General features: G+C 69.7%; 19 protein-coding genes. 15 read left to right on the plus strand and 4 right to left on the minus strand.

What is annotated here, in order from left to right; genetic code table 11:
• Window positions 1-16: 16 nt before the first annotated feature.
• Genes DT073_RS09535 through DT073_RS09545 form a run of 3 tightly spaced genes read left to right on the plus strand, consistent with a single transcriptional unit; the run spans window position 17 to window position 2,266 of the window.
• Window positions 17-1,045, plus strand: a complete 1,029-nt coding sequence (locus DT073_RS09535) for a cupin domain-containing protein (RefSeq protein ID WP_124293175.1) — start codon at window positions 17-19, stop codon at window positions 1,043-1,045.
• Window positions 1,042-1,719, plus strand: a complete 678-nt coding sequence (locus DT073_RS09540; RefSeq protein ID WP_124293176.1) for a DNA alkylation repair protein — start codon at window positions 1,042-1,044, stop codon at window positions 1,717-1,719. Before DT073_RS09535 ends, DT073_RS09540 begins: the two co-directional genes overlap by 4 nt.
• A gap of 22 nt (window positions 1,720-1,741) precedes the next feature.
• The gene (locus DT073_RS09545) at window positions 1,742-2,266 is read left to right on the plus strand and encodes a DUF6790 family protein (RefSeq protein WP_124293177.1); all 525 of its coding nucleotides are present in this window, start codon (window positions 1,742-1,744) and stop codon (window positions 2,264-2,266) included.
• 19 nt (window positions 2,267-2,285) lie between these two features.
• Here DT073_RS09545 and DT073_RS09550 read toward each other — a convergent pair whose 3' ends face one another.
• Window positions 2,286-3,443 (minus strand): SLC13 family permease, encoded by a 1,158-nt coding sequence (locus tag DT073_RS09550; protein ID WP_240638545.1) that lies wholly within the window; start codon window positions 3,441-3,443, stop codon window positions 2,286-2,288.
• Window positions 3,444-3,714: 271 nt separating this feature from the next.
• On the opposite strand from DT073_RS09550, the gene thrS reads away from it, so the two are divergent.
• The 3 genes from thrS to DT073_RS09565 all read left to right on the plus strand — a co-directional run bounded on the left by thrS (window position 3,715) and on the right by DT073_RS09565 (window position 6,840).
• Entirely contained in the window at window positions 3,715-5,643 is a 1,929-nt protein-coding gene (gene thrS / locus DT073_RS09555) for a threonine--tRNA ligase (RefSeq protein ID WP_240638844.1), read from the plus strand.
• Window positions 5,636-6,190, plus strand: a complete 555-nt coding sequence (locus DT073_RS09560; RefSeq protein ID WP_240638562.1) for an HIT family protein — start codon at window positions 5,636-5,638, stop codon at window positions 6,188-6,190. The genes thrS and DT073_RS09560 overlap by 8 nt, the downstream gene beginning before the upstream one ends.
• Window positions 6,191-6,255: 65 nt before the next feature.
• A complete protein-coding gene (locus tag DT073_RS09565; protein WP_124293179.1) occupies window positions 6,256-6,840 on the plus strand; it encodes a hypothetical protein in 585 nt (194 codons plus the stop codon).
• A 19-nt stretch (window positions 6,841-6,859) separates the two neighbouring features.
• Here the strand turns inward: DT073_RS09565 and pdxY are convergent, their stop codons facing one another.
• A complete protein-coding gene (gene pdxY / locus DT073_RS09570; RefSeq protein ID WP_124293180.1) occupies window positions 6,860-7,711 on the minus strand; it encodes a pyridoxal kinase PdxY in 852 nt (283 codons plus the stop codon).
• Window positions 7,712-7,718: 7 nt separating this feature from the next.
• Window positions 7,719-9,044, minus strand: a complete 1,326-nt coding sequence (locus tag DT073_RS09575; RefSeq protein WP_124294453.1) for an aminotransferase class I/II-fold pyridoxal phosphate-dependent enzyme — start codon at window positions 9,042-9,044, stop codon at window positions 7,719-7,721.
• A 93-nt stretch (window positions 9,045-9,137) separates the two neighbouring features.
• Between DT073_RS09575 and pdxS the strand changes: the two genes are divergently transcribed.
• On the plus strand, window positions 9,138-10,028 hold the full coding sequence (gene pdxS / locus DT073_RS09580; RefSeq protein ID WP_124293181.1) for a pyridoxal 5'-phosphate synthase lyase subunit PdxS: 891 nt from the start codon (window positions 9,138-9,140) through the stop codon (window positions 10,026-10,028).
• The gene (gene pdxT / locus DT073_RS09585) at window positions 10,018-10,614 is read left to right on the plus strand and encodes a pyridoxal 5'-phosphate synthase glutaminase subunit PdxT (RefSeq protein WP_124293182.1); all 597 of its coding nucleotides are present in this window, start codon (window positions 10,018-10,020) and stop codon (window positions 10,612-10,614) included. Before pdxS ends, pdxT begins: the two co-directional genes overlap by 11 nt.
• A gap of 104 nt (window positions 10,615-10,718) precedes the next feature.
• Here the strand turns inward: pdxT and DT073_RS09590 are convergent, their stop codons facing one another.
• Window positions 10,719-12,098, minus strand: coding sequence for a pyridoxal phosphate-dependent decarboxylase family protein (locus DT073_RS09590; RefSeq protein WP_124293183.1), 1,380 nt, complete (start codon window positions 12,096-12,098; stop codon window positions 10,719-10,721).
• Window positions 12,099-12,246: 148 nt separating this feature from the next.
• On the opposite strand from DT073_RS09590, the gene DT073_RS09595 reads away from it, so the two are divergent.
• The 7 genes from DT073_RS09595 (at window position 12,247) to secF (ending at window position 18,634) form a co-directional block, all read left to right on the plus strand.
• Window positions 12,247-13,005, plus strand: a complete 759-nt coding sequence (locus DT073_RS09595) for a YebC/PmpR family DNA-binding transcriptional regulator (protein WP_124293184.1) — start codon at window positions 12,247-12,249, stop codon at window positions 13,003-13,005.
• Between the two features lie 52 nt (window positions 13,006-13,057).
• On the plus strand, window positions 13,058-13,636 hold the full coding sequence (gene ruvC / locus DT073_RS09600) for a crossover junction endodeoxyribonuclease RuvC (protein WP_124293185.1): 579 nt from the start codon (window positions 13,058-13,060) through the stop codon (window positions 13,634-13,636).
• A 55-nt stretch (window positions 13,637-13,691) separates the two neighbouring features.
• Window positions 13,692-14,312: a Holliday junction branch migration protein RuvA gene (gene ruvA, locus DT073_RS09605; RefSeq protein WP_124293186.1), complete on the plus strand. Its 621-nt coding sequence runs from the start codon at window positions 13,692-13,694 to the stop codon at window positions 14,310-14,312.
• Entirely contained in the window at window positions 14,305-15,333 is a 1,029-nt protein-coding gene (gene ruvB / locus DT073_RS09610) for a Holliday junction branch migration DNA helicase RuvB (protein WP_124293187.1), read from the plus strand. Before ruvA ends, ruvB begins: the two co-directional genes overlap by 8 nt.
• A gap of 83 nt (window positions 15,334-15,416) precedes the next feature.
• Window positions 15,417-15,878 carry a preprotein translocase subunit YajC gene (locus DT073_RS09615; RefSeq protein WP_124293188.1) on the plus strand — a complete coding sequence of 154 codons (462 nt, stop codon included), beginning with the start codon at window positions 15,417-15,419 and terminating at the stop codon, window positions 15,876-15,878.
• A gap of 36 nt (window positions 15,879-15,914) precedes the next feature.
• Window positions 15,915-17,645, plus strand: a complete 1,731-nt coding sequence (secD, locus tag DT073_RS09620) for a protein translocase subunit SecD (RefSeq protein WP_124293189.1) — start codon at window positions 15,915-15,917, stop codon at window positions 17,643-17,645.
• Complete coding sequence (secF, locus tag DT073_RS09625) at window positions 17,645-18,634, plus strand: protein translocase subunit SecF (protein WP_124293190.1); 990 nt, start codon at window positions 17,645-17,647, stop codon at window positions 18,632-18,634. Before secD ends, secF begins: the two co-directional genes overlap by 1 nt.
• Window positions 18,635-18,697: the final 63 nt, after the last annotated feature.

Here is an 18,697-nt window from a genome sequence, read left to right on the forward strand (position 1 = left end):
GGTCTACATTTTCGACATGGCCTCGCCGCATGTCGCATCGCTGCACGCCGCTCCGACCGCCTTCGAGGGCGAGGCGGGGGAGATCCGCCGGCTCACCCGCGCGGACTTCCCGATGCTCAGGCGGATGTCCATCCAGCGGATCGTCCTCGCCCCCGGGGGTGTCCGCGAGCCGCAGTGGAACGTCAACGCCCACCAGCTCGCCTACGTCACACGGGGCAGAGTGCTGGTCTCGGTGCTCGGCAACGCCGACGCCTTCGCCACCTTCGTCGTCGAAGCGGGACAGATGTTCCACATCGAGTCGGGTGCCGTCGCGCACATCGAGAACGTCGGCGACGGTGCGGCGGAGATCATCGCCGCGCTCCGGTCGGCCCACCCGCAGCACTTCTCCTTCTCCGGCAGTGTGAATGCGATGACCGACGCCGTCCTGGGGAACACCTACGACCTCCCGGCGGCGGCCTTCGAGATCCTGCCTCGACGGGACCCGACCCCGATCTTCCGACGCCGGGGCCCCGTGCGCATTCCCGACACCGCCGGGCTTCCGAACGCCCGGCTGTTCGACGTCGAAGGGCAGCAGGCGCCCCTGTCGTACGGCTACGGGTTCGCGAAGCTCGCACGCAAGCAGTACTGGGCCGCGCTCGAGGACATCTCGATGTACCACCTCCATATCGCCGGGAACGGGATGCGCGAGCCGCACTGGCATCCCGTCACCGCGGAGCTCGGCTACGTCTGGAAGGGCAGAGGACGGATGCGGGTGCTCGGCCCCGACGGAACCCTCGACCGGTACGAGCTCGAGCCCGGGCAGGTCTACTTCATCCCGCGCGCGTACCCGCATCACATCGAGACGCTCGGCGAGGACGGACTGGACTTCCTCATCTTCTTCGACCAGCCCACCCCCGGAGACATCGGATACCGGGCCACCGCCTCGGCGTTCTCGCGCGAGGTGCTCGCCGGTGCCTTCGATATCTCCGAGCGGGATCTGCCGCGCCTGCCCCTCACACCCGTCGATCCGCTGATCGTGGAGCGGCGGAACCCCCGCGACGCATGACGGGCGTCGGCCCGGGGGCCACCGCGATGGTCGACGACCTCCGCCGAGCCCTTCGGCACGCAGCACAACCCGAGCGCGCCGCCGGTCAGCAGGCCTACATGAAGTCGACGATGCCGTTCCTCGGCGTCCGGGTGCCCGAGGTGCGGGCGATCGTCTCCGGGATCGCGGCGGGGTACGACGCCGACACCGCGCTGGAGGCCTCGCGACGCCTGTGGGACGACGCGACTCACCGGGAGGAGCGCTACGCCGCGATGGCCCTCCTTCGACATCGGGCCCTCCGCGGGGACCTGCGACTGGTACCGCTCGTGGAACACATGGTGCGCACGGGCGCGTGGTGGGACATCACCGACGAGCTCGCCCACCGACTCGGCGACCTCCTCGACACCCGTCCCGACGACTCAGCGTCCCTCGTGCGCGCGTGGGCCCTGGACGGCCACCTGTGGATCCGGCGCATCGCGATCCTGTCCCAGCTGGGCAGACGCGCCCGCGTCGACCGAGACCTTCTGGCGGAGGTCATCGAGCGCAACGCCTCGGATCCCGACTTCTTCATCCGGAAGGCGATCGGGTGGGCCCTGCGCGATCACGCCCGCACCGACCCGGACTGGGTGCGACGTTTCGTCGCTGCACACGAGCTCAGCGCGCTGTCGGTCCGCGAGGCGACCAAACACCTGTGAGTCGGGCGGTACGATCACGCGCATGACCGGTATATCGCCCGACGCTGCACGATCCATCACACCGCAGAAGACGCCGCTTCTCGTCGGCCTGCTTCCCTTCGCGGGGGTGATCCTCTTCGTCATCGCCGAGATCGTCGGCTTCGTCGTCACCGGCGGTGCCGACGCTCTGCGGTGGACGACGATGAACGCCGTCCTGTTCCTCATCGGGTCCTCCAGCGTCGGCAATGGCATCGCCCACCTCTTCTTCGGGCCCGTCATCGCCCGATCGATCGGCTGGCAGCCGGGTCCCTTCCAGTTCGAAGTCGGTGCGGCCAACCTCGGAATCGGCGTGGCCGCGATCGTCGCCGCCGCAGCGTTCGATGCAGACGCCTGGCTCGCCCCGATCCTGGCCGCGCTGGTCTTCCTCGTCCTCGCGGGCATCGGTCACATCCGCGCGATCGTGGTCGAACGCAATCTCTCGATCAACAACGCCGGCCCCATCCTCGTGCTCGACTTCCTCATCCCGCTCGTCACGCTCGCCCTGTGGATCTGGTTGACGCTTTCTTGACGCTGGGGAGGCGGGGCGGCTAGGCGGTCGTCACGGCGAGCGCCAGCACCGCGCCGGCGACGATGAGCGGCGCTCCCACCAGGCCGAGGACGGCGTAGCGCGCCCAGGACAGGGTGACGCCGGCCGCGACGACCCGGGAGTGCCACAGCAGCGTCGCCAGCGACGCCCACGGGGTGACGAGGGGCCCGGCGTTGACCCCGATGAGCAGCGCCGCGAGGCGCACCGGGTCGTCGGCGGCGGACTCGAGCAGGAGGTAGGCGGGGAGGTTGTTCGCGATGTTGGCCGCTACCGCCCCGGCCCCCGCGATGCTCGCAAGAGAGGCCGCCGAGTCACCCGGACCGATGAGCGCCTCCAACGGTTCGAGGGCTCCCAGGGCCTCGAGCGCGGCGACGGCGACGAAGAGACCGCAGACGAAGATCAGCAGTGACCACGGCACGAGCGAGAGCCGCAGGCGGCGGGGCGAGCGCCACGCGAAAAGCGCCGTCAGGGCGAGAGCGGCGAGGCTCGCCGGGATCCAGGGCGGGATGCCGCTGACGAGGAACGGCAGCAGAACGATCACGATGGTCGCCGCGACCCTCAGCTGAACGCGGTCCGACACGACCGGAGGTGCCGAGGAATCGTGCCGACCCCGAAGCCGGCGGCGGAAGACCACGAACAGCAACAGCACCGACAGAACGATCGACACCACGGCGGCTGGCCACAGCAGTGCCACGAATCCGGCGATATCGCCGCCGGAGATGCGGTCCACGGCGAGCAGGTTCGTGAGGTTCGAGATCGGCAGCACCAGGGAGGCGGTGTTGGCGATCCACACCGTCGCGAGCGCGAAGGGGATCGGGTCCAGTCGGTGGGCACGCGCGACGGCGAGCACGACCGGAGTCAGAAGCACAGCGGTGGTGTCGAGAGAGAGGAACACGGTGACCCCGACGGCGAGGGCGACGACCAGCGCCCACAGCAGCAGAGTCCTGCCGCGGGCGATCCGCGCCAGGGCCGCAGCGGCGACATCGAAGACGCCGGCGGATGCAGCGAGTTCGGCGACGACCGTGATCGCCACGACGAACAGCAGGATGCTCCAGACCCGGTCGCCGACGGCGAGGAGCTCGGATGCCGGGAGGACACCGGTCGCCAGGGCCACCGCGCCGGCAGCGAGCAGCCCGAGCCCCAGCATCCAGGTCTTCACTGCACCATCATGGTGCCCCGGTCCGCGCGCCCCGACCTGACTAGACTGTCGGCATGGATTCCCGGCCCAGCATCGCGGCTCTCGCCGCCCTGGTCGGCACGCGAACGCTCGACGCCTGAGCGGGCGGGGCGCCGGTGCGCCCGAAGCTGAGAACGTGACCGACCACCCGTGACCGAGACCCAGGAGTACCCCTGTGACTGACGCTTCCTCGTCGGACGAATCCGCCCGCGCCGACGGCTTCGCGCTCTTCCCCGACAAGTCCGTCATCGCCATGCGTGTGAACGGAGAACCGCGAGACCTCGCGACGACCGTCGGCGACGGCGACGACATCGAACCCATCACCATCGACAGCCCCGAGGGTCTGTCGATCCTCCGCCACTCGACCGCACATGTGCTCGCCCAGGCCGTGCAGCGCATCTCGCCGCAGGCGAACCTCGGGATCGGGCCGCCGATCACCGACGGGTTCTACTACGACTTCGGCGTGGATCAGCCGTTCACCCCGGAGGATCTGAAGGCCATCGACAAGGAGATGCAGCGCATCATCCGCGAGGGTCAGCGGTTCGTCCGGCGCGTCGTCACCGACGAAGAGGCGCGCGCCGAACTCGCCTCCGAGCCGTTCAAGCTCGAGCTCATCGGGCTCAAAGGCGGGGCAGACAAGACCGAAGGGGCCTCGGTCGAGGTGGGAGCAGGCGAGCTGACCATCTACGACAACGTCGACCGCGACGGTGAGACGGTGTGGAAGGACCTCTGCCGCGGTCCGCACGTGCCGAACACCCGGACGATCGGGAACGGCTGGGCGCTGCAGCGTGTCGCCGGGGCGTACTGGCGGGGGAGCGAGAAGAACCCGCAGCTGCAGCGCATCTACGGCACCGCATGGGCATCCAAGGACGACCTCCGCGCCTATCAGCACCGCCTCGAGGAGGCGGCCAAGCGCGATCATCGCAAGCTCGGCCGCGACCTGGACCTGTTCTCGTTCCCCGAGGAGATCGGGTCGGGACTGTCGGTGTGGCATCCTCGCGGCGGCATCGTGCGCGGCGAGATGGAGCAGCACGCCCGCCGGCGACACATCGAAGGCGGCTACACCTACGTCTACACCCCGCACATCTCCAAGCAGGACCTGTTCCTGCAGTCCAACCACCTGGTGACCTACCGGGAGGGGATGTTCCCCCCGATCACCCTGGACGAGGAGCGCGACGCCGAGGGGGCCGTCACCAAGGCGGGGCAGGACTACTACCTCAAGCCCATGAACTGCCCCATGCACATCCTGATCTTCAAGGAGCGTGCGCGCAGCTACCGCGACCTGCCGATGCGCCTGGCGGAGAACGGGACCGTGTACCGCAACGAGCTCTCCGGGGCGCTCCACGGCCTGACCCGGGTGCGCGGGTTCACCCAGGACGATTCCCACCTCTTCGTCACCCCCGAGCAGCTGGAGGGGGAGGCGACGCGCGTGCTGGAGTTCGTGATCTCGATGCTGCGCGATTTCGGTCTCGACGATTTCGAGCTCGAGCTGTCGATGCGCGACGACGAGAAGGAGAAGTGGATCGGTTCCGACGAGTTCTGGGAGTACTCGACCGATGCGCTCCGCAACGTCGCCGTCGCCAGCGGCCTGAAGCTCACCGAGGTTCCCGGTGAAGCGGCGTTCTACGGTCCGAAGATCGACCTGAAGACCCGCGACGCGATCGGCCGCACCTGGCAGCTGTCGACGGTCCAGGTCGATCCGAACCTGCCCGAGCGCTTCGAACTGGAGTACACCGACCGTGACGGTCAGAAAAAGCGCCCGATCATGATCCACCGGGCGTTGTTCGGGTCGATCGAGCGGTTCTTCGCGATCCTGCTCGAGCACTACGCCGGAGCGTTCCCGGTCTGGCTGTCGCCCGTGCAGGTGGTGGGCGTGCCGGTCGCGGAGGAGTACGCCGACTATCTCGATCAGATCGTGGCGCGCCTGCGGTCCGAGGGTGTTCGCGCCGAGGTCGACCACAGCGACGACCGGATGCAGAAGAAGATCCGCACCCACACCACGCAGAAGGTGCCGCTCATCCTCATCGCCGGCGAGCAGGACCGGTCGGCGGGGACGGTGTCGTTCCGATTCCGAGACGGCAGCCAGGAGAACGGCATCGCCGTGGATGACGCGGTCCGTCGCATCCGCGCGGCGATCGACGGCCACCTGCTCGTGAACACCGCCGAGGATTTCCGTGTCTGACTCCGTCCGCGGCGGCGACGACCTCGTCGCCGCCGCGGACCTCGCCGGCGTGCCCGATGAGTTCCAGCGGCTGTGGACGCCGCATCGGATGGCGTACATCCAGGCCGGTCCCGAGCCGCTGCGGGAGGAGTGCCCCTTCGACGAGGCGCCGCGGAAGTCCGACGAAGACGGCCTCATCGTCACCCGCGGGAAGACGGCGTACGTCCTGCTGAACCTCTTCCCCTACAACTCCGGGCATCTTCTCGTCTGCCCCTACCGTCACATCGCCACGTACGACGAGGCGACGGCCGAGGAGGTGGCCGAGATCGGCGCTCTGACGCAGACGGCGATGCGCGTCCTCCGGCGGGTCTCGCGGTGCGACGGCTTCAACATCGGGATGAACCAGGGAGCGGTGGCCGGTGCGGGTGTCGCCGCGCACCTTCACCAGCACATCGTGCCGCGCTGGGCGACCGACGCGAACTTCTTTCCGATCATCGCCAAGACCAAGGCTCTTCCGCAGCTGCTCGGCGAGGTGCGTGTCGCCATCGCCGACGCCTGGCCCGCCTGATACCGCGTGCCGAGGGTGTGGACAACCCCGGGCGTCGCAGCGTGGCGCCCGTTACGGTGGCGGGCATGCCTTCACGCTCGACCGTCGCAGCCGCCTCCCTCGTGATCGTCGCCCTGGGTCTGGCCGGCTGCTCCTTCTCGCTTCCCGTCGAGGTGGAGAGCTCGTCGAGCCCCACGGCCTCCTCGTCGGCTCCCACCCCGTCGGCGAGCGACGATGCGGACGGCGACGATCCGATGGCCGACGCCCTCGCCGAGCGCGACCAGTTCCTCGCCGACCAGCAGCTTCCCCTCGATGGCACGCCGCTCGTGGCGGTCACGCCGGCGCAGCAGGAGTTCATCGCCCAGCAGCGGGCGTTCATCGAGTCGCAGGGCGGAACGTGGGACGCCCAGACCGAGAGCATCTCGCTCGCGCTCGCCGCCGACGCGTGCGAGACGGCGATCCTCAATGATCACGAGGTCGACGCACCGCTGCTGCAGGCCCACGTCGCCTCGTCGCCGGTCTTCGCGCAGCTGATCCCTGACGACTTCACCGCCGATCAGCGCCTCGCCGCCGAGCGCAACGTCGCGAGCGTCATGGTCTTCGGCTCTGGTTTCCTCTGCCCCGAGGACGGACCCCAGTGGGAGGCGGCCTTCACCGAGGTCTACGGCTGAACGCGCGGTCGCTCCGGCCTCAGCGCACCTGCGCGACGGGGAACTGCATCCGCGGGTGCGCGTAGTATTCCTGCGCCCCGACGAGCTGGAGTTCCCGTTCGCCGGATTCGAGGGTCAGCGCGAGAAGGTCGAAGACGCTCGAGACGGTGCGCGCCAGCGCCTCGGCCGCGCTGCGGGTGCGCAGATAGTGCGCGGTGAAGAGCGCGGCGGTGACGTCACCCGAGCCGTTCGCCTTCATCGGCAGCTGGGGAGTCTGCACGATCCACGCTCCGGCGTCGTCGACCGCCAGCATCTCGAGGGTGCCCTCCTCGCGCTCGGGGCGCTCCACGCTCGTCACGAGCACGGTCCGCGGGCCCATTGCGCGCGCGGCGTCGACGGAGTCCAGCGTCGACTGCAGCGACAGCGGCTCGGTGTCGGTGAGGAAGCCGAGCTCGAACTGGTTCGGGGTGATGATGTCGGCCACCGGGACGACCCGTTCGCGCAGCAGCGTGGGAATCGCGGGGGCTACGAAGCATCCGGATCTGGCGTTCCCCATGACCGGGTCGCACGCGTAGAGCGCGTCGGGATTCGCGGCCTTCACGCGGCGCACGGCGTCGACGATGACGTCGCCGATCCCCTCGCTGCCCTGGTAGCCCGAGAGGACGGCGTCGATCTGCCCGAACACCCCCCGTTCCTCGACGCCGGTGAGCACCTCGGCGACGTCGGTCGGAGCGATGAGGGGCCCGCGCCACGCGCCGTACCCCGTGTGGTTGGAGAAGTTCACGGTGTAGACCGGCAGCACCTCGACGCCGATCCGCTGCAGCGGGAAGACCGCCGCGGAGTTGCCGACGTGGCCGTGCGCGACGGCGGACTGGATCGAGAGGATCTTCACGGGAGCATCATCCTTCGGTGAGGGCCGCGGCACGCGCGGCGGCGGAGAGGTCGCGGGCCAGTGCCCGGGCGTCGACGTCGTCGAGGTCGTGGACGGTGAGACGGAGATGGGTGCTGGGCTCATCGGTGCGCAGCGAGAATTCGTCTCCGGTGCGCGCGAGCCAGCCGCGGCGCATCAGCTGCTCCGACATCGCCCGTGCGGGCGCGCCGGTGTCGACCCAGAGGTTCAGCCCGTCGCGTGGGGTGGCGTCGAGACCGGCGTCGCGCAAGAGCTCGGCGACACGCGCGTTGCGGGCGGCGTAGTGGGCGGCCGCACGATCGATCGTCCCGCGGGCACCCGGGTCGGTCAGCTGCGCAAGCGCCAGGCGCTGCAGCAGATGGCTCACCCAGGTCGTTCCCGGGCTGAGCCGCGTGGCAAGGCGCTCCGCGGTGTCGGGGTCGGTCGCGGCCAGGGCGAGACACATGTCGGGTCCCAGGAACTTCGACACCGATCGCACCAGTGCCCACCGGCGGTGTCCGGAGGGGATCAGCGACAGGTAGGGGCGGCGAGAGAGCAGGGAGTAGTGGTCGTCCTCGACGATGAGGACGTAGGGATGCTGCGCCAGCACGTCTCGCAGAGCCTCGGCGCGTTCGGCGGTCATCCCCGCCCCGGTCGGGTTCTGCGCGCGGGGCGTGCAGACGATCGCGCGGGCGCCGGCGTCGAGCGCGGCGGAAAGGCCGGCCACCGTCATCCCCTCGTCGTCGACGGGGACGGCGATCGGCCGATATCCGCCGACCCGCACCGTGTGAAGGGCGGAGAGGAAGCAGGGGTCTTCCAGGGCGACCGCGTCGTCTCGGGTCAGGGCCTGGGCGAGGAGTCGTTCGAGCGCGTCCACCGCGCCGTTGGTGACGGTGATACGCATCTCGTCGGCGAGCACATCGGGCTCGAACCACGCTGCGGCCCACGCGGCCAGCTCGGCGTCGACGACCGGTTCGCCGTACAGCACGGGCCGGGAGGCGATCCGGCCCAGGGCGGGAGCGAGATCGGGGATGAGGGTCGGATCGGGGTTTCCGGTACCGACGTCGCGGAGGACCGTGTCGGGGGCGAAGCCCTCCTGCGGGACCGGCGCGCGGTCGGCCACGCGTGTGCCGCCCCGGCCGCGGGAGACGACGAGCGCCGCCTGCGAGAGCTGCCGATAGGCGGCCACGACGGTATTGCGATTCACCCCGAGGGCCGCAGCGAGATCGCGGACCGGGGGAAGCGTGTCGCCGGGGGAGAGGATGCCCTCCTCGATCGACGAACGGATGCTGCGGGCGATCTCCGCCGCGGTGGTGCCACGGATCGCCTGCTGCATGTCGATCGCCGTCATCGTGACCAGCCTACGCCGTAGGTCATGGTATTTTCTGGCCTAGGTCAAAAATCGAACCTCGTCTTGAAAGGACCGATGATGAGCACACCGACGACCGGATCCGACCGGGTCAAGCGCGGCCTCGCCGAGATGCTGAAGGGTGGCGTCATCATGGACGTCGTCACCGCCGAGCAGGCGCGCATCGCCGAGGACGCCGGCGCCGTGGCCGTCATGGCCCTCGAGCGCGTGCCCGCCGACATCCGTGCGCAGGGTGGCGTGTCGCGCATGAGCGACCCCGACATGATCGACGGCATCATCGAGGCTGTGTCGATCCCGGTCATGGCCAAGGCGCGCATCGGGCACTTCGTGGAGGCCCAGGTGCTCCAGGAGCTCGGCGTCGACTACATCGACGAATCCGAAGTGCTCTCGCCCGCCGACTACGTCAACCACATCGACAAGTGGAAGTTCACCGTGCCGTTCGTGTGCGGCGCGACGAACCTGGGTGAGGCGCTGCGGCGCATCACCGAGGGCGCCGCGATGATCCGCTCCAAGGGTGAGGCGGGCACGGGCGACGTGTCGGAGGCGATGAAGCACATCCGCAGGATCCGCGGCGAGATCGCCGCGCTGACCTCGCTGCCGAAGGACGAGCTCTACGTCAAGGCCAAGGAGCTGCAGGCTCCGTACGAGCTGGTGGCCGAGATCGCCGAGACCGGGAGCCTTCCGGTCGTTCTCTTCGTCGCGGGCGGCGTCGCGACACCGGCCGACGCCGCGATGATGATGCAGCTCGGTGCCGACGGCGTCTTCGTCGGCTCGGGCATCTTCAAGTCGGGCAACCCCGCCGAGCGCGCCGCGGCCATCGTCAAGGCGACCACGTTCTTCGACGACCCGAAGGTCATCGCCGAGGTCTCGCGCGGACTCGGGGAGGCCATGGTCGGCATCAACGTCTCCGACCTGCCTGCTCCTCACCGCCTCGCCGAGCGTGGCTGGTAGGCCGCGCGTCGGCATCCTCTCCCTCCAGGGGGACGTGCGCGAACACGCTCGTGTGCTGTCGGAACTCGGCGCTGAGGTCGACCTCGTCCGTCGACCCGAGGAACTGGCGGCCGTCGACGGGCTGGTGCTGCCCGGCGGCGAGTCGACCACGATCGACAAGCTGTCGCGGGCGTTCGGGATGCAGGAGCCGATCCGCCGCGCGATCGCGGGCGGGATGCCGGTCTTCGGCACGTGCGCGGGGCTCATCCTGCTCGCCGACCGTCTGGAGGACGGGATCGCCGGGCAGCAGACCTTCGGGGGACTCGACGTGACGGTCAAGCGGAACGCCTTCGGCGGCCAGGTGGAGTCGTTCGAGACGGAGCTGGTGGTCGACGGCTTCTCCGGGCCATCCGTTCACGCCGCCTTCATCCGGGCCCCGCTCGTCACCGACGTCGGACCTGCCGCGCGGGCGCTTGCGTCGCTCGCGGGCGGGGGCGTGGTCGCCGTCGAGCAGGGCGCTCTGTTGGGGATCGCGTTCCACCCCGAGGTCTCGGGGGAGACCCGGTTCCACCGACGCTTCCTCGACCACGTGGCGTCGCACGCCTGAGCCCCGCCCACCCGGCCTCCCCACCCTCCCCATCCTCCGCGAGAATCCATCGCGCCGTTGCACTCTCGCGGCGCGAGGCGGGCGGTGGGAGCGGGGCGGTGCGGTCAGACGACCGCGGGCGAGGTCAGGCGGGCGATCGCGGCGAGGGTCAGGTCGATGTCCTGGTCGGTGGTCACCCACGACGACATCGAACAGCGCAGTACCGCCCGCCCGCGCCAGTGCGCTCCCGTGAGGGCGGCCGTTCCCTCCTGGAGGACGGCGCGCCCGAGCGCCTGGGTGGCGTCGTCGTCATCCAGTCGGAACATCACCTGGGTGAAGTCCGGCGCGCAGACGACCGTCACGCCCGGGATGGCACGCAGGCCCCGTTCCAGCCTGCGCGCGTTCGCGTGCAGTCGATCGACGAGGGCTTCGACGCCGTCTCGGCCGAGAGACGCCAGGGCCGCCCACACCGGGACGCCGCGGGCCCGGCGTGACAGCTCCGGCGTGACGTCCCAGGGATCGAAGCCGGTGTACATCAGGTAGTCGCCGCCGGCCCGGAACGTCGCGATCGAGTCGGCCGGATTCCGGACGATCGCCATACCGCAGTCGTACGGGACGTTCAGCGTCTTGTGCGCATCGGTCGTCCAGGAGTCGGCGGCGTCCACTCCCCAGGTGAGGGCGTGAAGCCGCGGTGACGCCGCGGCCCACAGGCCGAACGCGCCGTCGACGTGGACCCACGCCCCGTGCGCCTTCGCGATCGGGATGAGCTCGGCGAACGGGTCGAACGCCCCGGTGTGGACTTCGCCCGCCTGCAGACAGACGATCGTCGCCGCGTCCGCGGGAGCCTCGTCGAGCGCGCGGGCGAGGGCGACCGGTCGCATCCTGCCGTCGTCGTCGGAGTCGACGACGACCGTGTCGGCGTCGCCGAGCCCGAGGAATCGCGCCGCGCGATCGATCGAACCGTGGCGATCGCGACCGACCACCAGCCGTATCGGCGGCGATCCGTTGAGTCCCTGACGGGTGAAGTCCCAGCCGCGGCGCCGCAGGAGCGCGTGCCGAGCGACCGAGAGGCAGACGAAGTTCGACACCTGCGCGCCGGTGACGAATCCCACCGACGCGCCGCGAGGAAGATCGAGGATCTCCAGCAACCAGTCACCTGCGACGCGTTCCAGCGCGACGGTGGCCGTGGTCATGGCGCTCGAGCCGGAGTTCTGATCCCAGGTCGAGACCAGCCAGTCGGCGGCGAGGGCGGCCGGCAGGGTGCCCCCGATGACGAACCCGAAGAAGCGGCCGCCCGGGATCGCGACGAGGCCCGGATCGGCACGGACGGCGAGATCCCGGATGATCTCGGGGGCGGGCCGGCCGGTGCGGGGGAGGGGGCCGCCGAAGGCTGCGGTCATCTCCTCGACGCTCGCCCGGGGCCAGACGGGGCGGTCGGGCAGAGACGCCAGGAACTCCCGCGCCGCCTCGTGGGCGGCGTCCAGCGCCGCGTCGCGCTCATCCATGGCGACAGTGTCCCGCCGCTCTCGCGAGAGTGCAACGGGGTGCCGAGGATGCGGGTGCGCCCCGTGCTCTCGGCGCGCAGATCCACTCTCGCGGGGACGGGGAGGGGTCGCGAGGGGAGCGGGGAGAGGCGCGGCTAGAATCGATGGCATGTCCGGCCACTCCAAGTGGGCGACCACCAAGCACAAGAAGGCCGTCATCGACGCCCGCCGTGCGAAGTCGTTCGCCAAGCTCATCAAGAACATCGAGGTCGCCGCCAAGATCGGCGGGGCCGACCTCTCCGGCAACCCCACGCTGTACGACGCGGTGCAGAAGGCCAAGAAGACCTCCGTCCCGAACGACAACATCGACCGCGCCATCAAGCGCGGCGCGGGGATCGGCGGCGAAGCGGTCGAGTACACCTCGATCATGTACGAGGGCTACGGTCCGAACGGCGTCGCGCTCATGATCGAGTGTCTGACCGACAACCGCAACCGTGCCGCCGCCGAGGTGCGCACCGCCCTCTCGCGCAACGGCGGCAACCTGGCCGACCCCGGCAGCGTCGCCTACAACTTCACCCGCAAGGGAGTGATCGTCGTTCCCGGCGAGGGGACGAGCGAAGACGACGTCATGCTGGCCGTCCTCGATGCCGGCGCCGAAGAGGTCGAGCCGCACGGCCAGGGCTTCGCCGTCATCACCGAGGCCAACGAATTGGTGTCGGTGCGCACGGCCCTCCAGGACGCGGGGATCGACTACGACTCCGCCGACGTCGAGTTCGTCCCCAACCTCAAGGTGGAGGTCGACGCCGACACGGCGAGGAAGGTCTTCCGGCTGATCGATGCGCTCGAAGACAGCGACGACGTGCAGAACGTCTTCAGCAACCTCGACCTGACCCCCGAGGTCCAGGCCGAGCTCGAAGCGGACGACTGAGCCCGGGGCGCGCCTCACCCCGGAGTGCGATCCTCGCGCCTAGCGTGGCGGGGTGGCCTCTTCACGCGTTCCCTCCCTGCGGGTCCTGGGCGTCGACCCGGGTCTGACCCGCTGCGGGATCGGCGTGGTCGATGTCGCGGCCGATCGCAGCGCGCGTCTCGTCCACGTGGGCGTGATCCGCACCGAGGCGGGTGCGCCGATCGAGCACCGTCTTGCCGCGCTCGCGGCCGGATTGCGCGACATCGTAAGAGCGCACGATCCTGCGGTCGTCGCCGTCGAGCGCGTGTTCGCCCAGCACAATCGACATACCGTGATGGGAACCGCGCAGGCCAGCGGCATCGCCCTGCTCGTGGCGGGAGAGGCGGGCCTGCCGGCGGCCACTCACACCCCGACCGAGGTCAAAGCCGCCATCACCGGCTACGGTGCGGCCGACAAGCGCCAGGTGCAGACCATGGTGGCGCGCGTGCTGCGCCTCGACAGCCTGCCCGAACCCGCCGACGCCGCGGACGCCCTTGCGATCGCGCTGTGCCACGCCTGGCGGCGCGGCGCTGCCGCGGCCGCATCCGGTTCCGGCGCGCTCACTCCCGCGCAGCAGCGGTGGGCCGACGCCGAGCGACTCGCGCGTCGCTGAACGCCGCGGGTGTGTCGCTAGAACATATGTCCGAACCGTCCTCTAAGCTGAGCTCATGATCTCCTCCCTCCACGGCACGGTGCTGCACGTCGAGGCCGACAGCGTCATCATCGAGGTGGGGGGCGTCGGGTTCTCCGTCGCGGTGACTCCGCAGGTCTCACGCAGCGCCCCGGTGGGGGAGCGCCTCCTGCTTCACACCGCCCTCATCGTCCGGGAAGACGCGCTGTCGCTGTTCGGGTTCCCCACACGCGAAGAGCTGGCGGTCTTCTCGGTCCTCCTCGGAGTGACCGGCGTGGGTCCCAAGTCGGCGCTGGGAGTGCTGGCCACCCTCACGGTGCCGCAGATCGCTGACGCGGTGGCCGCCGACGACGACGCCCCCTTCCGGCGTGTGTCTGGGATCGGGCCGAAGACGGCGAAGCTCATCGTCGTCCAGCTGGCCGGCAAGCTCGCGCCCGCCCGTCCGGTCGGCGGAGTGGCTGCATCCACGCCGGCCCCCGATCTCAGCGCGCAGGTCGTCCAGGCGCTCGTGGGGCTCGGCTGGTCCGAGCGCACGGCGGCCGAGGCGGTGGACACCGTCTCGGAGACCGCGACCGACGCCGACCGCTCCTCGGTCGGCGCGCTGCTGCGCCGCACCCTCGCCGAGCTCGGGCCGGCGCGGGAGTCGCTCCGTGGGTGAGGCTCTGGACCCCAACGAACCCGCCGACGAGTCCGAACTCGCGATCGAGGGAGCTCTTCGCCCGACCTCGCTCGCCGATTTCGTCGGGCAGCAGAAGGTGCGCGGTCAGCTTCAGCTGCTTCTGCAGGCCGCGCGCATCCAGCAGCGCCCGGCCGACCACATCCTGCTCTCGGGCCCTCCCGGGCTCGGCAAGACGACGCTAGCGATGATCGTCGCGCACGAGAGCGAGCGGATGCTGCGGATGTCCAGTGGCCCCGCGATCCAGCACGCCGGTGACCTGGCCGCCCTGCTGTCGAGCCTCGTCCCGGGCGAGGTGCTGTTCATCGACGAGATCCACCGCATGGCCCGCTCCGCCGAGGAGATGCTCTATCTCGCGATGGAGGATTTCCGCATCGACATCATGGTCGGGAAGGGCGCCGGAGCCACCAGCATCCCGCTCGATCTCGCACCCTTCACGCTCGTCGGCGCGACCACGCGGTCGGGGATGCTTCCCAATCCCCTCCGCGACCGATTCGGCTTCACCGCGCACCTGGAGTACTACGAGCCGGAGGAGCTGGAGCAGGTCATCCGGCGTTCGGCGGACAAGCTCGGTGTGGAGATCCCGGCGTCATCGCGATCCGAGATCGCCCGACGCTCGCGCGGAACCCCGCGGATCGCGAACCGGCTGCTGCGTCGGGTACGCGACTACCTCATCGTCCACCGGGGCGGCGGCCCAGCCGATGCCGAGGTGGTGAATGCGGCCCTGGAGCTCTACGACGTCGATCGGATCGGGCTGGACCGTCTCGATCGCGCCGTGCTCGATGCGCTCATCCGCCGATTCCACGGCGGTCCGGTGGGCCTTGGAACGCTCGCGGTCGCCGTCGGCGAGGAACCCGACACCATCGAATCCGTCGTCGAGCCCTACCTCGTCCGCATCGGATTCATGGGCAGAACACCCCGCGGCCGGGTCGCGACCCCCGACGCCTATGCGCACCTGGGAGCCCCTCATCGCGATGGGGCCCTCAGATTCGATGACCTATAATCGCTCAAGGCTTCTCGCCGCCTTCCCTCCCTGCACGGCAGCGCCGCCCAGGCGTGCCGAAACCGAAAGGTGCTTCTCACCTCATGGACTTCGCGACCTTCTTCGCCAACTACGGCCTGATCCTTCTGCTGGCCGCTCTGTTGGTCTTCATGTTCTGGAGCTCGCGCCGTCGCCTGCAGAAGCAGAAGGCCGAGCAGGAGGAGCGCGCCCGCCAGACCGTCCCCGGCGCCGAGGTTCTCCTCCAGGGGGGCCTCTACGGCACGATCGTCTCCTACGACCCCGACAACCTCGACCAGCCCGCGGTCGTGGAGATCGCTCCCGGTGTGAGCATCAAGGTGCACAGCCAGGCGATCCTCCGCGTGGTGAATCCCACCGACGTGCTGTCGGAGGAGGAGTTCATCGAGGCCGAGGTGAGCAAGGAGGAGTACCTCGAGGGCGTGGCCACGGGTGACATCACCTCGATCAGCGACGACCGACGCGCCGCTGCACCCGCCGAGCCCATCGACGACTCCGACACGGACAAGCGCACCAAGCCCGACGCCTGACCCGTCCTTCGACGGCTCGAAGAAAGCTGACCCCTCGTGGCCACATCCACCCCCGTCCGCCGCGCCTGGCGGGCCCTGATCGGCCTGCTGGCGATCACGGCAGCCCTGTTCGGCATCAACGCGCTCGGCGTCTACGCGTTCGGCCAGAGCTCCTGGGTTCCTGAGCTCGCGCTCGATCTGCAGGGCGGTACCCAGATCGTCCTCCAGGCCCAGACGGAGAACGCAGAACCGCCGTCGACGGAGCAGTTGGAGCAGGCGGTCACGATCATCCGGCAGCGTGTCGACGCGTCCGGCGTCGGCGAGGCGGATGTCGCCACCCAGGCAGGCGACCAGATCGTCGTGCAGATCCCCGGCGAGGCCGACGAGGAGACCCGTCAGCGCATCGAGCAGTCGGCGCAGCTGCAGCTGCGTGCGGTGCTCGCCACGAGCAACGAGACCACCGGCGCCTTCATCGGGCAGGACGGCAACCAGACGCCCTACCCCACGCCCGACCCGTCCCTGCCGTCGACGCCGTCCCCCTCGCCGTCCGACGGCAGCGACCCGGCGTGGATCACCCCGGCGCTGCAGGCGCAGTACGACGCCTACAACTGCTCCGACCCCGCGAACGACCCTGCCAACGCGCCCGCCGACCAGCCGCTCATCACCTGCGACCCCACCGGGACGGTCAAGTACCTCCTCGGACCGGTCGAGCTCGACGGGTCGGCGATCGACGACGCCACCTTCGGTCTTCAGCAGACCGACGGTCGCTGGGCGGTCAACCTCGTCTTCGACGGCGAGGGCACGCAGATCTTCGGTGAGATCAGCCAGCGCCTCTTCGGTGCCGCGCCGCCGCTGGATCAGTTCGCTTTCGTCCTCGACGGGTCGGTGCTCTCGGCGCCGCAGATGAACGCGCCCATCCTCGACGGCCGCCCGAGCATCACCGGCAGCTTCACGCAGGAGACCGCGCAGGCCCTGGCCGACCAGCTGCGCTATGGCGCGCTGCCGCTGAGCTTCGAGGTGGTCAGCTCCGACACCATCTCGGCCACCCTGGGATCCCAGCAGCTGCAGATCGGCCTCATCGCCGGTCTCATCGGTCTGATCCTCGTCGCCCTCTACTCCCTCGCCGTGTATCGCGCACTGGGCTTCGTCATCATCGCCTCGCTGATCGTGATGGGCGTGCTGACCTACATCACCCTGTGCATCCTGGCGTGGCGCATCGGGTACCGCCTGTCTCTGGCCGGCGTGGCGGGTGTGATCGTCTCCATCGGATTCACGGCCGACAGCTTCATCGTCTACTTCGAACGAATACGAGACGAGCTCCGCGACGGCAAGTCCATCACGGGTGCGGTCGAAGACGGCTGGGCCCGGGCCCGCCGGACGATCTACATCTCCAAGTCGATCAACGTCCTCGCCGCCGTCGTGCTCTACATCCTCGCCGACGCCACCGTGAAGGGCTTCGCCTTCACGCTGGGGCTCACGACGGTGATCGATGTCCTGATCTTCATCCTCTTCACCCACCCCGTGCTGCAGCTGCTGGCCCGCACCCGCTTCTTCGGCTCGGGGCATCCTCTCTCCGGCCTCGACCCGAAGGCCCTGGGTGCCGTCTACCGGGGTCGCGCGCAGTTCCGCGCGCCCGTGACTGTCGGCAAGACGCCGGCGGCACGGCGAGCGGGCAAGGCGCGAAGCGAAGCGGAGCGACGGCAGACGATCGCCGAGCGCAAGCAGGCGGAGCTCGCCGCCACGGAGTCCGGCAAGTCCGCAACGAAGGTCAAGGACGGAGACCACTGATGCGGTCCATGAGCCAGCTCGGCAACGATCTCTACACCGGCAAGACCAGCTTCCCGTTCGTCGGGCGCCGACGTCTGTGGTTCATCATCGCGGCGGTCCTCGTGATCGGCTCGGCCCTGGTGCCGCTGTTCCGTCCCATCCAGCTCTCCATCGAGTTCACCGGCGGCTCGCAGTTCACCGTCTCCGGCGTCGCCACCACCGATCAGGATCTCGCCAGCCGCGCCGTCCAGTCCGTCGTCCCGGGAGCTGCCACCCGTGTGGTGACCGTCGGCACCGACGCCATTCGCGTGCAGACCGATCAGGTGACCGATGACGAGAGCCTGGCGATCTCCGCCGCGCTGGCGGAGCGATACCAGGTGCCGGCCGCCGATGTCAGCTACTCCTTCATCGGTCCCAGCTGGGGTGCGGATGTCACGCGGCAGTCGTTGTGGGGTCTGGCGATCTTCCTCGCCTTGACGTTCCTGATCCTCGCGATCTACTTCCGTACGTGGAAGATGTCGACGGCCGCGATCATCGGACTGGTCGACGTGCTGATCATCACCGTCGGGGTGTATGCGCTGTTCGGATTCGAGATCTCGCCGGCGGCCGTCATCGGCTTCCTCACGATCCTGTCCTATGCGCTGTACGACACCACGGTGGTCTTCGACAAGATCAGAGAGAACACCAGCGAGGACGGCGAAGTCTCTGGACGCACGTTCGGTGAGTCGGTCAACCTGGCCGTGAACCAGACGCTGGTCCGCTCGATCAACACCACCGTCGTCGCGGCCCTCCCCACCGGGGCGATCCTCTTCATCGGCGCGCTGTGGCTCGGCGCGCGGACGCTGACCGACATCTCGCTGTCGATCTTCGTGGGCACGATCGTGGCGGCGTATTCGACGATCTTCGTCGCCGCCCCGCTCTACGCGCTGTTCCGTGAGAAGGAGCCCGCGGTGCGTGCACGCGACGAGCGCGTCCTCGCCGCGCGTGAGCTCGCCGGCACTCCCGTCTGAGCAGCGACTCGAGGTGAAGGCGCGGTCGCAGCTGGGCCGCGCGCGAAGGGCCGGCACACGCGG

Origin of the sequence: Microbacterium sp. ABRD28 (assembly GCF_003850245.1) — a bacterium.
In the GTDB taxonomy this organism is placed as follows: Bacteria; Actinomycetota; Actinomycetes; order Actinomycetales; family Microbacteriaceae; genus Microbacterium.